The 14,457-nt window shown below is 64.0% G+C and carries 12 protein-coding genes and 1 pseudogene; 4 read left to right on the forward strand and 9 right to left on the reverse strand.

All coding sequences use genetic code 11. The annotated features are described in order from the left end of the window. Positions 1-50 precede the first annotated feature (50 nt). Positions 51-1,505: an oligosaccharide flippase family protein gene (locus F2982_RS14625; RefSeq protein WP_203428238.1), complete on the reverse strand. Its 1,455-nt coding sequence runs from the start codon at positions 1,503-1,505 to the stop codon at positions 51-53. 251 nt (positions 1,506-1,756) lie between these two features. On the opposite strand from F2982_RS14625, the gene F2982_RS14630 reads away from it, so the two are divergent. Further along, positions 1,757-1,957 (forward strand): hypothetical protein, encoded by a 201-nt coding sequence (locus F2982_RS14630; RefSeq protein ID WP_203428239.1) that lies wholly within the window; start codon positions 1,757-1,759, stop codon positions 1,955-1,957. On the opposite strand, the gene F2982_RS14635 is transcribed toward F2982_RS14630, so the two are convergent. The 6 genes from F2982_RS14635 to F2982_RS14665 form a co-directional block, all read right to left on the reverse strand. Then, complete coding sequence (locus F2982_RS14635) at positions 1,947-2,639, reverse strand: sugar transferase (protein WP_112711348.1); 693 nt, start codon at positions 2,637-2,639, stop codon at positions 1,947-1,949. The two genes, F2982_RS14630 and F2982_RS14635, sit on opposite strands and share 11 nt — an antisense overlap. Positions 2,640-2,773: 134 nt before the next feature. After that, positions 2,774-4,030 (reverse strand): glycosyltransferase family 4 protein, encoded by a 1,257-nt coding sequence (locus F2982_RS14640; RefSeq protein ID WP_203428240.1) that lies wholly within the window; start codon positions 4,028-4,030, stop codon positions 2,774-2,776. A 4-nt stretch (positions 4,031-4,034) separates the two neighbouring features. After that, positions 4,035-7,262 (reverse strand): glycosyltransferase, encoded by a 3,228-nt coding sequence (locus F2982_RS14650; protein WP_246777451.1) that lies wholly within the window; start codon positions 7,260-7,262, stop codon positions 4,035-4,037. Positions 7,263-7,282: 20 nt separating this feature from the next. Beyond that, positions 7,283-8,575 (reverse strand): polysaccharide biosynthesis/export family protein, encoded by a 1,293-nt coding sequence (locus F2982_RS14655; protein WP_246777452.1) that lies wholly within the window; start codon positions 8,573-8,575, stop codon positions 7,283-7,285. Positions 8,576-9,106: 531 nt separating this feature from the next. Further along, complete coding sequence (locus F2982_RS14660; protein WP_203428242.1) at positions 9,107-10,522, reverse strand: efflux transporter outer membrane subunit; 1,416 nt, start codon at positions 10,520-10,522, stop codon at positions 9,107-9,109. 126 nt (positions 10,523-10,648) lie between these two features. Continuing rightward, positions 10,649-10,981 (reverse strand): hypothetical protein, encoded by a 333-nt coding sequence (locus F2982_RS14665; protein WP_203428243.1) that lies wholly within the window; start codon positions 10,979-10,981, stop codon positions 10,649-10,651. Between the two features lie 215 nt (positions 10,982-11,196). On the opposite strand from F2982_RS14665, the gene F2982_RS14670 reads away from it, so the two are divergent. Next, entirely contained in the window at positions 11,197-11,589 is a 393-nt protein-coding gene (locus F2982_RS14670) for a hypothetical protein (protein WP_130277671.1), read from the forward strand. A gap of 4 nt (positions 11,590-11,593) precedes the next feature. Here the strand turns inward: F2982_RS14670 and F2982_RS14675 are convergent. Further along, positions 11,594-12,364: pseudogene (locus tag F2982_RS14675) on the reverse strand (LysR family transcriptional regulator); the annotation flags it as partial. Positions 12,365-12,381: 17 nt separating this feature from the next. Between F2982_RS14675 and F2982_RS14680 the strand changes: the two are divergent. After that, positions 12,382-12,588 carry an SRPBCC domain-containing protein gene (locus F2982_RS14680; protein WP_246777559.1) on the forward strand — a complete coding sequence of 69 codons (207 nt, stop codon included), beginning with the start codon at positions 12,382-12,384 and terminating at the stop codon, positions 12,586-12,588. Positions 12,589-12,633: 45 nt separating this feature from the next. On the opposite strand, the gene F2982_RS14685 is transcribed toward F2982_RS14680, so the two are convergent. Continuing rightward, the gene (locus F2982_RS14685; RefSeq protein ID WP_203428244.1) at positions 12,634-13,464 is read right to left on the reverse strand and encodes an SDR family oxidoreductase; all 831 of its coding nucleotides are present in this window, start codon (positions 13,462-13,464) and stop codon (positions 12,634-12,636) included. Positions 13,465-13,553: 89 nt separating this feature from the next. Here F2982_RS14685 and F2982_RS14690 point away from each other — a divergent pair, with 89 nt between their 5' ends. Further along, a complete protein-coding gene (locus F2982_RS14690) occupies positions 13,554-14,456 on the forward strand; it encodes an AraC family transcriptional regulator (protein ID WP_203428245.1) in 903 nt (300 codons plus the stop codon). Position 14,457: the final 1 nt, after the last annotated feature.

Consider the following 14,457-nt stretch of genomic DNA (forward strand, 5'->3'; position numbering starts at 1 on the left):
TTCAGCGTTACAGTCGTCATCGGCTTTCCCCCGGTGTTGATGAATGGGCATTAGCTTTTCGGATGGTCTTTCACCTCCCAGATCGGAACGACGCCGCCATGGATACGATGCATCACCCCCAGTGCTGCAAAGTATGTGACGGCGCCCGAGAGCACCTGAAAAGCGATCATCTCGATGCGGGTCATCGCCGTGGCTTCGCCGATATAGCCGAAGGCATAGACGATGGCCGACATCGCAAGGATCGCGACGAATACGTAGCCGCAATCGCTGAACACGCGCTTCCAGTCGAGGCCGCCGTAGCGGCCCTGCAGATGCGTGGAAATCTTCAGGCTGATGAGAGCCGCGACGCACTGGCCGAAGGCGGCGGCCTCGACGCCGAAGGGCGCTGCGGCGACGATCAGGCCGATGGCGACGACGCCGTTCAGCAGCATCAGCCGCGGCATGCGGGCAATGTTTCCGGTGATCGACAGCAGCGGCTCGGTGACATAGCCCGGGATCAGCAGAACCTGCTTGATCGCGAGGATCGAGACGAGGGCTGCCGTCGGCGCCCAGGCATCGCCGAGCGCGATATCGACGAGCGCGGGCGAGACCAGCGCCAGGCCGATGTACACGGGGGCCGAGACGATCATCAGCGCCGTCATGAAATGCGTGGCGGTCCGGCCGAGCTCCTCGAAGCGCAGTGCGTCGTTCTGCTGGTTGCGGATCTTGCGGAAGGCGGTCCAGGCGAGCATACGCGCCGGTTCGCCGAGAAGCTCCGATATGGCGCCGACGATGCGCTCGGCGGCGCGGTAGTAACCTGCTTCCGCAAGGCCGAGGAAGCTGCCGAGCGCCAGCGTTCCGGAATAGGAGCGCAGATAGAAGATGATGCGGTTCGACAGGATGTGGCGCGAGAACTCGAGAATTTCCAACAGGAAGGCGCGGGTCAGGTGGACGCGCGGATACCAGCGCACGACGATCTGCGATCCGATCAGGCAGGCGGTCTGCATCACCAGGCGGCCGACGATCAGCGAGGCGACATGGAAGCCGACATGCAGGCCGGCGATGGTGACGGCGAGGCCGAGACATTCGGCGATGATGCGGATGATCGACTGCTGCTTCAGCTGGCCGCGATTGACGAGCAGCCCGTCATAGACGACCGAGAGCGAGGAAGGCAGGAACCAGCAGCTATAGAGCGCGATCAGCACACCGAGCCAGGGATCGCCCCAATAATGCAGGATGATCGACAACGCGAAACCGACGCCCGTGCAGAGTAGGCCGGAGATGACGGCAATCGTGCCGATCTGGTCGAGCTCGTCGCCGGTGCAATGCGACTTCATCACATATTCGCCCCAGCCGCCCTCGGCACAGAGCACGAGAAGGATGGCGATGGCCGAACTATAGGCATAGAAGCCGAATTGCGCCGATTCCAGAACGCGGGCGGCGATCAGGAAGGCGAGCAGCTGTGCGACCTGCGAGACGATCTTTGCCGTCAGCGTCCACAGACCGGCACCAACAAAGGCGGGCATCTTGATCCGCTTTGATTTTCCGGGCTTTTCCGGCCGTTTGTTGCTGTCTTCCTCCCCAATCATCTCAGCAAACCCCGGCAGAAATTGAACCAGGAGGCGGCTGCGGTGTTATTAGGGAAAGCTTGGATGACATGCTACGGCGGCTGCCAACGCGGAAACAATCGTTGGACAAGGCTGGCGCGGTATGCGATTTCCGGCAGGACGGAGAGCTTGTACTGAGTCGGCTGCCGAGACGGTAGGGAGACAATGTCATGGTCACAGAGTCAAAGGCGGCACGAAATTCTGCATATGCGCAGAACGCAGCCAGCTTCGGTGATCTGTCCGAAAATGCCGCTTCCGGGCAGCAGGCGCCGGATACCCGGCCGTCGTTCCTGAAATACAAACTCCGTTGGGGCTTGGCGCTTTTCTGCCTCGCCTTCTGGGTCGTTCTCGCCGCCATTTTCATTTGGTGAGCCGCTCTTTCTCGTTCTGAGCGAAAAACACGACACCCACCGTCTTCCAGAGAATGCCGATATCCGTGGTGAAGGAACAGGTGCGATAGTAGTCGAGATCGTACTGGACGCGTTCCTCGTATGACGTGTCCTGACGGCGGTTGACCTGCCACATGCCGGTAAGCCCCGGTGTCATCGACAGGTAGACATGCGCATTGGCGCCGTAGCGCTCGATTTCCTCGGCGATGATCGGGCGCGGGCCGACAAGGCTCATCTCGCCGCGCAGCACGTTGATCAGCTGCGGCAGCTCGTCGGCGCTGGTCATGCGCAGAAGCTTGCCGAGCCAGTGGACACGCGGGTCGTTCATCAGCTTCTGGGTTTCCTGCCACTCGGCGCGGCGCACCGGATCGGTCGCCAGGATTTCGGCCAGCCGTTCGGCGGCATCGGTGCGCATGGAGCGAAATTTCAGGCAGCGGAATGGGCGGCCATAGCGGCCGACGCGGGTATGGCTGAAGGAAATCGGGCGGCCGTCGACGATGAGCAATGCGATGACGATCAGGATCAGGGCCGGCGCGAGAAACAGCAAGCCGCCACCGGCAAGCAGGATGTCGAGCGTGCGCTTCAGCCGGTAGCCGGCAGCAACGACGCGGGTCTCCGGCGTGGCCTGATCGCCGCGGGCAAAGCCGTCGAAAGCAGATAACATGTCAAACCCCATTTACCCTTGAACCCATCGTGAGGTTGCCAGCGCATCCAGCCATTTACAATTCATCCAGAGGGTAGTCGGCTAGTCAGATAGAGGTAAGCCGGAGCGTCCAATCGTTGCCTTGCCGGGCCGAATTACCCAGCAAGTGCAGCTTGTTGACCGGGGTGGGCGCGTTCGAGGATTTCGTCGTAGAGCTCGAAAAGCGCTTCCGCCCAGGAGAGCGAGGTATGCGCCATGCTGCCGCGCTGGCGCAGGCAATTCTCGCTCATTGCGCGAACCATGGCGTCGTCGCCGGCAAGCCTGGTCATGGCGGCGGCTAGCGCCGCTATATTGCCGTTCTCGAAGGGCAGGCCGCAGCCGAGCTCGGCGATCTCGCGGGCAAGCAGTGCCGCCTGCGGAATGATCACCGGAATGCCGCTCGCGACCGCTTCGACGGCTGCGAGGCCGAAAGGCTCCGGCACGCGCGAGGAGATGACGATGCAGCGCGCCGCGGTGACGAGTGCGGCGATCTCGTCCTTGTTCTTCCAGCCATGCAGGACGACTTCGGGATAATCGCGCTCGAGAACGGCGCGCCCGGCGCCGTCGCCGATGACATGCAGCGGAACATTGGCAAGCCGCGCCGCCTTGGCGGCATCCTCGAAACCCTTTTCGGGTTCCAGTCTTCCGATGAAGAAGAACGGCTTGTTGGCGGCCGGGCTCGGCGGCGCATGCAGGAAGGGCTCCACCGGATTGCGGATGGTGCGGATATATTCCGCATTGATGCCGGCGCGGGTGAAATATTCATGCATGTGCTGGTGCACGATGACGATATTGGCGGGCGTATAGCGCGTCGGGAAGAAGTGCTCGCGGATCAGATGGCGCGTCGAGCGCCAGACCTTTTCGTGATAGCCGCGCTTGTCGCATTGCGTCGTCAGGCAGCGCGCCGACATCGGCGTCAGATTGCAGACCCGGTGGCTCTGGTAATTGGCATAGCCGCCATTCGGGCAGGAGAGGAAATAGTCGTGCGCATGCAGGACGACGCGGGACCGGACGCGCCACAGCGCCCGGAAGATCGACGGCGACAGGATCTTCGACCAGCCATGGACATGATAGATGGTGCCGGGCGAATCCGTGCGGGCGATGACGGTGCGCAGGCTGTCATAGGCGGCCTGATTGTAGAGGCCGCCGATCGTTGCCGTCAGCTTGCCCTGGTTGACCAGCGGCTGGCCGCCGACGCCGACCATCTCGGCGGTGCCGATGGCGGCGCCAATGGTGTCGCCGGCGAAATAGATCACCGGAATGCCGCGTTCGCGGATCAGCTCGGCGGAGAGAACGGCGAGGTTGGATGCGCCGCCAACCCGCTCTGAACGATCGTTGATGATGACGACGCGATCGGGCTGGTGGTGTCGCATCCGGTCAATCCATACTCTCGATACGCCGCGGGGTGAGCCTGCCGCGCACCAGGTCGAAGAGCGCGATCATGTTGCCCTTCAGGCGGCCGCGGCGGTCGACCCAGGGTTCCGGACGTAGGCACTTGGCGACGTTGGCGGCGAGATTGCGGCCGATCTGGACGGCGCCGTAGCGGGTGCCCATCGTCTGCTTGCGCATCAGGTAGATCGGATTGGCGATCTGCGAGTAGCCGAGTTTCATACCGGCGGTACGGGCGACCTTGACGCCGAGATGCACGCCCTCGAGGCAATCGGCCGAGACGACGCCGCCATATTCGGCGATGCGGCGGCTGAAATCGACATCCTCAAGCCAGCCATAAGCCGGCAGGTTCTCGTCGAAGCGGATCTGGCCGGCGCTGACGGCCGACATGCGGATCGCCATGTTGCAGCCATAGGCATTGTAGATCGGGCTGATGGTCATCGGCAGGTTTGACGCCTGGCGGGCGCGATCGCTGACGAGCTTCAGGCCGTCATGCACCGAGATTCCGGGGCCGATGATGCCGTCTGCCAGGACCTTGCCGGTGCACATGGCGACATCGGGGTTGGTCTGGAAGATCGATTCCAGCCGCTCGACATAATTCGGCACCATGATGAAATCGTCGTCGAGGAAGAGGATGACGTCGGCATCGTCGGCATTGGCGACGATCTCGTTGCGCTGGCGGCAGAGGCCGCGCTCGGAGATGATGATCCGGACGGGGCAGGCAAGCGAGGCGAGCGACACCTGATCGATATCGCTGGTCGAGGTGACGCAGACAATGACTTCATCGGGCTGGCGCGTCTGCTTGGAGATCTGCGGCAGGATCGCCGAGAGGATGTCGCGGCGGCCGGAGCTGGCGATGCCGATCGTCATCTTCAGCGGCGAAGTCGTGGCGCGGCTGATGATCGCCGGCACCGACGATACGGTGCGGCTCGGCGCCGATGGCGGTGCCGGCTTCAGCAAGCGGTGGCGGCCGGTGACCGGCTTGGTCTTTTCCGGTCCGAGCTGTGTCGTCACGATGCCGAGCAGGTTGATGCGGCTGGTGGCGAATTCTGCCAGCGCATTCTGGATGCGCTCGGCGGTCATCGGATTGCCGTTGCCGAGCACCAGCAGGACGCCGTCCATGAAGCTGCAGATCTGGCGTGTATCGGCGGAACCCTCGAAGGGTGACATGTCGACGATGACGATCTTGAACTTGCGGCGCAGCGCCTCGATTTCCTGGCGCAGCGCCATCAGGTGGCCGAAGCGCTGGTGCGGACCGGCGGTGCGCAGGATATCGGGGACGATGACGGTCGACAGCGCGCCTTCGCCATCCGTTACCGGTTCGGCCTCGGTATTGGGGCGATTGCCCTTGCGCGGCGCGGCGTAGTCGGGGCCGAGCACCTTGAGCCCGAAAGACTGGCCGCTATCGGCGGCGATCGCGCTCAGCCGGGCGCTGATGAAATCGGCATCGACGAGAACGACGTTGCTGCCTTCATGCTTGTAGACCTGCGCCAGATTGACGGCGAGCGTCGTCTTGCCGGTGTTCGGGGCGATCGAGGTGATGCCGATGACCGTCGAGTTGTTGGAACGGAAGGCGGCGTCGATCGATCCGCGAATGCTGCGCAACGCCTCGGTGAAGCGCGAGTAGGGCGCATCGAGGACGCGGCGATAGGCGACGTCGATCGCAACAGGCGAGACCGCAGCGGCAAGGTCGCCCTCGCGGGAGATCAGCGGGATGGTGCCAAGCGAATTGATGCCGAGCTCGTTGCGCAGGCGGCCGACGACATTCAGGCGCCGGCGGTAGCCATCGCTGAACAGCGCCATGCCGAGGCCGCCGGCGAGGCCGAGCATGCCGGTCAGCGGAATGATCAGGCTCGGCTTCGGCCAGTTCTTCGAAAGCGGCGCTGTTGCGGCCGTGACGATACGGGCGTTGCCGATCGGGAAGGACTGGCGCTGGATGGCGCCGGTCACCTGCTGCAGGATGGTTTCATAAATCCGGCGGTAGGTGGTCGCCTGGCTTTCCATTTCGGTCAGTTCGACGCGGGCGAGGTTCTTGTCGGTGCCGGCGGCGGTCAGCGTATCGAGCTGGTTCTTCAACAGCTGCTCGCGGCCCTTGGCGACCTCGAGATTGGTCGCATAGAGCGACTGTATGCGCGAATATTCGTCGTCGATCGCCTTCTTCAGACCGGCGACCTCATCCTGCGCGGCGACGACGGCGGGATTGCCGGCGTCGTAGCGGCTCATCAGGTTGTTGAGCTTCGACACCGAGATGCTCAGGTCTTCCTGGAGCTTCTGGATGCGCGGATTGTTGACCGCTTCCTGCACCGTCGTATCCGGCGCCTCGCCGCTCTTCAGGCGGGAGATGGCGTCGTATTTGGCGGCCTCGGCCGCCGTCTGGGTGCGGGCGGCGAGTTCCTGAGTGCTGATTTCGGAGAGCTGCTGCTGGTCGAGCGAGGAGGTGGCGTTGATTTCCATGATGCCGTTCTTGGCGCGGAATTCTTCGGCCTGCATGGCGGTCTCGCGGGCCTTGCGGCCGACCTCGATCAGGCGGCTTTCCAGCCACTTGGCGCCGCTCTGTGCGGCGGCGGCACGCTCGGCGAGACCGGAGCGGATATAGGCATCGGCGATGGCATTGGCGACGCGGGCGGCCTTTTCAGGGTCGGTCGAGCTGTAGCCGATTTCGAGAATGTAGGACTGGCCGACGCGGGTGACGGTGACGCGCGACAGGAAGGACGCCATGGTCCGGCGCATCAGCGCTTCCTCGGGCGTCTCGGTGGCTGATTCCGTTGCGGCCTCGGGCTTGCGGAAGCCGTGGATGATCTCCTTGATGCCCTGCGTGATCGCGCCGCGCCAGGAGGTGCCGCCGATGATTTCAGGGTCGTGGTCGAGCTTCAGCTTGGCGATGACGTCGCGGGCGATCGATTCCGACTTGACGATTTCCACCTGGCTGGCGATTTCGGCGGCTTCGATGATGATCGTGCCGCTGAAGGCGTCCTGCGAGGCGATGCGGCCCTGTTCCGGGTCCATGACGAGGCGGGTCGTTGCCGAGAACATCGGCTCGGTGCTGAAGATATAGAGGCCGCCGGCGACAACGCCGATCGCGGTACAGATCGCCAGGCGTGAGGCATGGCGTTTCAGGAACCGCCAGATATCGCGGAAGGAAATATATTCGCGCTGCGCCTCATCGAAACCATGATGGTTGCCGGGAACGATTTTGCCGATCTCTTGAATGACCATGTCTATCCTCGCTGAGCTCCCTAAGGCGTTTGTTTTTGTTCAGGCTCGAGGGCGGAAACGACCGTCCCCTGGAGGCTGGATGACACGTTGTAGCGAACGTCCAGAACGTCGCCGGGCTGGAGTTCTTCGGTTTCGGCGACTTCGCTCGTCGTCGGAATGTCGGCCGCGCTGCGTGTCAGCCAGAATTCCAGCGGCTGCAGGTCGACGGCTTTCAGGCTCTGGTAGCGGGAGACGGATGCACCGGCGATCTGCAGCAGCTGCAGCGTCGTGGTGCGTTTCAGCTTGGTGTCTTCGATATCGGCTTCGGTTGCCTGCAGCTCCTGGCCGGCTTCGGTGGTGCGCTGGCTCTTCAGGGTTTCGGCATCGCGCTTGGTTTCGCTGAGCTTCTGCTTGGCCTGCATCGAGGCGACGACGAGGTCGAGCTTGCTGCCCTGCATTTCGGCGACCGTGCGCTCCAGCGAGGTCTTGCGCGAGGTCGTCAGGATCTTGGTGTCGACGAGCTTGGAAATGTCGGTCAGTTCGTCCTGGGCGATGGTGACCTGGCGGTCCTGCGTCGCCATCTTCTCGTCGAGGACCGAGATTTCGCTGGTCAGCAGCGTTTCGAGCTCGCTTGCCGATTGCAGCGCCCGGTTTAGCGCATCGGCGCGGGCGGTAAACAGCGCCGTCTCGCTCTGGATGATCTGGCCGATGATCGGATCCTGGCTGGCTGCGGCGATCTCCGGCGGGAATTCGATCGCGTCCTTGCCGGAGAATTCGGCCATCAGGCGGGCGCGCTTGGCCATCTGCTGCTTCAGCTGTAGCTCCAGGCGGCCGAGATCGCCGGCATAGCGGATCTGCTCGGCGTCGGAATATTCGCCCTGCGGGCTGCTGCGGCGCTCCTTGCCGCCGGCGAGCGCCATTGCCTGCTTGACGGTGAGGCCCGGGCGGAACTCGAATTCGCCGGCGCGCTCCACTGAGCCGCTGACATAGATCATCGGATATTTGACCACTTCGACCGAGGCGGTCGGCGCGGTGGCAAGGCCGGTGATGCGCTTCAGGTTGGTGCCGATCAGCTGCGAGATTTCGTCGACCGTCTTGTCCTCGACATTCATCTGGCCGATCATCGGGATGAAGATGGTGCCGGCCGGCGTGACGGTGAATTCGCCGTTCAGCGCCGTCCATTCCTTGTAGTCGCCGGTGGCCGCGACCCATTCGACGACGCTGACCTTGAGGTGGGTTTCCGGGCGGACCTGGTAGGCAGCACCGGCGAGCGCTGCGGCCGGTATTGCTGCGGAACACAGTAGCAGGGTGGCGCCCACAACCCTCGCGGACAAGGTTCCGCGCCCCTTTGCGCCTATCGTCATGTTACGGCCTCACGGTTCGCATGGCCTGGCGGACGGCCGCCGGGCATAGTGTCAGGGATGATCAGACGAAACGGTGGCGAGTAAAATCCCCTGGAGGCGGTAGGTGCAGTTAGTCCTTTTGGCCGCATGCGGTAGCTCGCGCGCACATGAGGGCGTGCGTGATGAGACCAGTGATGATCATTTCGGCTTATCGGGATGGGGAGGGGCTGGTTCAGCCTTGGAGGCGGCGCGGGCAGGGGCCGCGCCAGCCACTCTCCTTGCGTGGCAACGAAACCGGGCTCGCTCCGTGTTCCGAAGCGAGCCCTTCCGCAAGGAGCCAGGTCGCGGGATGTAGTCCGCGAGTATTAGCTGCCGCATTTGGAATTGGTTCTACTCGCTACTGTCCCCGATCCCATCAGCAGGATGCCATATCAGCGAGCGAAATCAATTAATCCCTTTGGGCTAAGGCAAAACCGCCACAGCGGCCGATGAATCGGCGCTGCGAGCGGTGGTTCGGAGGGTTTAGCTGCCCTTGGTGGCGGCGACCGTATCGGCCTTGGCTTCGGAGGAGGGTTTGGCCCCTGCGGGCGCATAGCCACCGCCGATGGCGACGTTGAGCGAGACATAGTCCTTGGCCATCTGCTGGACGGCAGCAGCCAGGCTTGCCTGGGCGGTCGAGACGTTGCGCTGCGAGTCGAGAACGTCGAGCAGCGAGGATGCGCCGTCCTTGTAGCTGGCGGTCGACAGTTCCAGCGATTCCTGGGTCGTCTTGACCTGGGCGCGCAGGGCTTCCACCGTCTGGGCATCGCGGCGAACGGCCGAGAGCGCATTCTCGACCTGCTCGACGGCGCTCAGAACAGCCGACTTCCAGGCGAGATAGGCAGCCTTGGCATCCGACTTGGTGATGTCGACATTGGCGCGCAGACGGCCGCCGTCGAAGATCGGCAGGTTCAGCGTCGGGCCGAAGGACCAGGTGGTCAGGCCGCCATTGCCGCCAACCGGGCGGACGTAGGAGGGCGAGATCGAGCCCGACAGCGAGATCGACGGATAGAGCTGTGCTTCTGCAACGCCGATGTTGGCGGTGGCGGCAGCGAGATCGCGTTCGGCCTTGCGGATGTCGGGACGGTTGCGGATCAGGTCAGCCGGAATACCGGCCTGCAGACCGCCGCGGAACACCGGCTGGCGCGAGCCCTTCTGCAATTCGGCCATCAGCGACGATGCCGGCAGGCCGAGCAGGGTGGCGATGTGGTGCGCAGAAACGCGGAAGCTGGTTTCGAGGCCGGGGATTTCGGCCTGGGTCGCCTGGACCAGACCTTCGGCCTGGACGACGTCGAGGCGCGAGGCGGCACCGGCTTCCAGCTGGAACTTGGTGAGATCGAAGGTCTCGCGGCGAGACTTCAGATCGCCCTTGGAGAGTTCGATGCGCTCCTGATAGTAGCGGGCGTCGATGTAGCTGTTGACCAGATCCTGGAGGAAGGTGAGCTTGGCGACATCGGCGGTGGCGTAAGCCGAATCCAGCGATGCCAGCGCGCTTTCCTTGGAGCGGCGATATTCGCCGAACAGGTCGAGCAGCCAGGAGACATTGGCTTCACCGGCCGTGGTGTTGGTGGCGCCGCGCGTGTTGCGCAGGTTGCCCATCTGGCCGCTGACGGTCTGGGATGCACCGACGACGAGGCTCGGCAGGGCGCCTGCACCGGCAACGGTGACCTGGGCTTCAGCCGAATTGATGCGTTCGAGGGCCTGCAGCACGTCGAGGTTCTGGCCGATGCCCTGGGAGACCAGCGAGTTCAGCTGCTGATCGCGGTAGGCCGTCCACCACTGGGCGGTCGCAACATCACCATTGCTCTTGACCCCGCCTTCGCCAAACTTCGCAGGCAAAGGCATTTCCGGCGGTACATGATCCGGGCCGCTTACGCAGCCGGCAAGTGCAACTGACATGGCGAGGCATGCTGCAACTCGCGCGATTATCGTCTGACGTATCAACGGCCCTCTCCGTGGTTATATCGACGATGCCTAATTATGGTTAACAGAGGATTGACGGCGTGCCGAGGCCCTCCGGCGGCACTAGAGCGCATTCTCCTCATGTTGGGCCAGCGGCGGCTGCGGGCGCAGCGTCTGCAGCGGCGTTTCGGCATTGGAGCCGGCCGGTGCGAAGCGGGTGGCGAGCATATCGGCGAGATTGGCGGAGGCGGCATTGGCATCGCATTCCGTCGGTGCCGTGCAGGGAGCGCGAAGGCGGGAGGTCTTCTGCGTGCTCTTCGGCTCCTCCAGCCGGGCAATGCGGATCGACGGCTTTTCGGCCGGTTCCGACGCCGGTTCGAAGATCGGATAGATGACGATCCCCGTTACAAGACTGACAGCCACACACGCGGCGATATAGACAAGAACAAACCTCATGTTCCTATAACGGCAGCGGGGGTTTGCCATAGCAACCTGCCAATTAGGATTAGAAACGGCGCGCAAGCTTCAGCAAAACGGCGGCCGCGGCCCCGCATGCGGGGTAATTCCGACGGAATTCACCGTCTTCGGGAGAAAGGGCGAAACTTTCGGCGCTGCCACGAGTTTCGAGCTTGAGCGGCCGTGCGTGACGGCCGGAAAGACAGGAGGCGCATATGGCAGACAGATCACGGCCGGGGGCTCAGGCGAGCGAGGAAGACCTGCAGGCGCATATGGCCGAGATGGAAGCCGAGGCTATGGCCGACGATTTCATCCGCGACAATCCCGACGAGGAGGCGCTGGAAGCCGACCTGCAGAACCTGCAATACGAGCTCGAGGTCCTGCGTGCCCGGCTGGCCGTCATCAAGGAGCAGGCGGGCACCGTGGTGCGTGCCAATCTGGAATGGGCCGATCGCAGCGCTCACGACCAGCTCGGCGATTATCCGTGGCTGAAGCTTGCCGGGGCGATGGCCGGAACCTTCGTGTTCGGCCGCATGCTGCGTAACGCACCGGTTGCAGCGATCCTGGCCGCCGTTGTGCCGCTGGTTCTCTCGAAAGCGGAGAAATAGGCCCTCAGGCCTTGAACTCGCGCAGGCATTTGACGACTTCGCGCAGGCCGCGGGTCAGATGCTTGTCGCGGCGCATGACGATGCCGAGCTGGCGTACGAGGCGCGGCTTGACCGGCGATGTCGCGAGATAGCCGGCGCGGTCGCGGCGCAGCGCCAGCGACGGCAGGATCGACCAGCCGAGGCCGGCTGCCACCAGTTCCTTGATCGCCTCGACGCTGCCGAATTCCATCACCGGTTCCGCTTTCAGCCCCGCAGCGGCAAACCAGCCATCCGTCGTCTCGCGGGTGTTGCCGCCGTCATAAAGCATCATCACCTTCTGCTGCAGGAAAGCCGCATCCGGGCCGCCTTCGGGCATGTTGCTGCCGCGCGGCGCGACCGCAAGAAGCTCATCCTCGTAGAAGGGCTCGACTTCCAGCGAGCGGCCGGAAGCGGGGAGGGTGACGACGGCGAGATCGAGCGCGTTGGCCTCGATGTCGCGCAGGATCTCGTCGGTATTGCCGATCTTCACGGTGATCTCCAGGCCGGACATCCGCTTCTTGGCGGCGGCGATGGCACGCGGCAACAGGTGGATCGAGGCGGTGCCGCCGCTGCCGATCCTGACGCGCCCGGCAGCCCCGTCCTTATAAGGCGCCATCGCCTCCAGCGTCGCGGCGCATTCGCCGATGATGCGGCGGGCATGCGGGAGGAGCTCGGCGCCGGCCGGCGAAGGCTGGGCGCGGCGTCCGGCGCGTTCGATCAGGCGCACGCCGAGCCGCTGCTCCAGAAGCTTGATCTCGCGGCACCTATCTGGAGATCGATCCGCATGCGCGGCTCGCCTTCACTTGGGAGTCGCCTTACTCGCTCGACGACAGCGTCGTCACCATCGATCTCGCCGAGGTCGATGCCAACACGACGGATATCACGCTGAAGCAGGTGAAGTTCCGCAGCGAGGAAGCCCGCGACGGCCACCGCGGCGGCTGGAATGCCATCCTCGACAATCTCCAGGGCATCATCGCCTGATGCTCACGGCCGCCGCGCCGATGACGCGCGGCGGCCGTGCTTTCCTTACTCCCCGCCCTGCGGGCTGAAGGTCTTGCGCATCGTCTCGGTGTAATGGTCGTCAGACGTCGTCCAGCGCAGAGCGGTGACCATCTTTGTGTCGGGACCGGCGGGATAGCGCAGCTGGCCGCCATCATCGGTCGCGGCGGCGAAGATCGCTTCGGCCACTTCCTTCTCGGTGCAATAGCGCGTCGGGTAATTCGCCATCTTCCCGAAATAGGCCTGCGCATAGGCGGCATAGTCTTCAGGGATCAGGCCATTCATGCGGTCGCCGCTATTGGCGGTGAAGCTCGTGGTCGGGGCGTAGCCGGGCTCGACGAGTCGCGCCTTAATGCCGAAGGGTTCGAGCTCGTAGGCGAGCGATTCCGTGAAACCTTCGACCGCCCATTTGCTGGCGCAGTAGACGGCGACCATCGGCATGGCGCCGATGCCGGCGCTGGAGGTGACGTTGATGATAACGCCGCCGCCCTGTCTGCGCATCACCGGGATGATCGCCTGGCAGGCGGCGAAGACGCCGAAGCTGTTGGTCTCGAAGATTTCGCGCGTCATGCTGTCGGGCGTCGCCTCGAAGGCCGATGCGAGGCCGATCCCGGCATTGTTGACGAAGACATCGATCGTCCCGAAGGCTTCGATGCCGGAGGCGATCGCGGCGCGGATGCTTGCGGCGTCGGTGATATCCAGCGGCAGAAGCTTCAGCCGCCCCGTCGTGTCCTGGAAGGTGGCGCTCTCCGGCCGCCGCATCGTGGCCAGCACGTTCCATCCCTTGTCGAGGAAGAATTCCGCGGCGGCTTTTCCGTATCCGGTCGAAGATCCGGTGATCATGATTGTCCTGGGCATGTGTAGCTCCTTTCGCTGGTGGGGAGCATAGACAAGCAGCGCGGACGATCTATAATCAGAAATCCATGAAACGTTATTGATAGTCCAATATGGATCCCTTCAGCGACCTCATCGGCCTGCTTCGTCCGCATGCCGCCGTCTCCAAGCCGATCACCGGGTGTGGCGCCTGGGGCGCGCGCTACAACGCCTATGACGCGCCGGGATTTGCCATTGTGCTGGAAGGCTGCTGCTTTCTGCAGTTCGAGGATAGCGAGCCGGTCAGGCTTTCGGCGGGCGATTTCATTCTCATTCCATCGACGCCGGCCTTTGCGCTGTTCAGCGATCCCAGGGCCGAGCGGATCCCGCGCGAGCCCACGGATCAGCCGGTGCGGCATGGCGAGGCTGAGGGCGAACCGGATTTTCGAATGCTCGGCGGCGGCTTCCGGATCGAGCCGGTCAATGCGGCGCTGCTGCTCGCCCTGCTGCCGGGGATCATCCACATCCGCGCCAATGAGGGCGAGGCGGACCGGCTGAAGCGGATCGTCGCCCTGATCATCGAAGAGAGCGTCGAGGACCGGCCGGGGCGGGAGCCGGTGGTCGAGCGGCTGCTGGAGGTGATGCTGGTGGAGGCGCTGCGCTGGGGCGGGATGAACGGCGAGACGATGCCGTCAGGCATGTTGCGCTCGATGCGCGATCCCTCGCTTGCCCGCGCCTTGCGGGCGATGCATGCGGATGTGCGGGAGCGCTGGACGGTCGAGGGGCTGGCGAAGCTTGCGGGCATGTCGCGATCGGCCTTTGCCGCCCGCTTTGCCGAAGCTCTCGGTGCGACGCCGATCGACTACCTGGCGCAGTGGCGCATGGCGCTTGCCCGCGATGCGCTGAGCCGCGGCGATATCAGCCTCGACCGGCTGGCCGGTGATATCGGCTATGACTCGGCGAGCGCCTTCAGCACCGCCTTCCGCCGTCACAATGGCTGTTCACCGCGCGAGTTCGGGCGCTCCGCGGGGCGCTGAG

Origin of the sequence: Rhizobium sp. BG4, from assembly GCF_016864575.1 — a bacterium.
GTDB lineage: Bacteria > Pseudomonadota > Alphaproteobacteria > Rhizobiales > Rhizobiaceae > Rhizobium.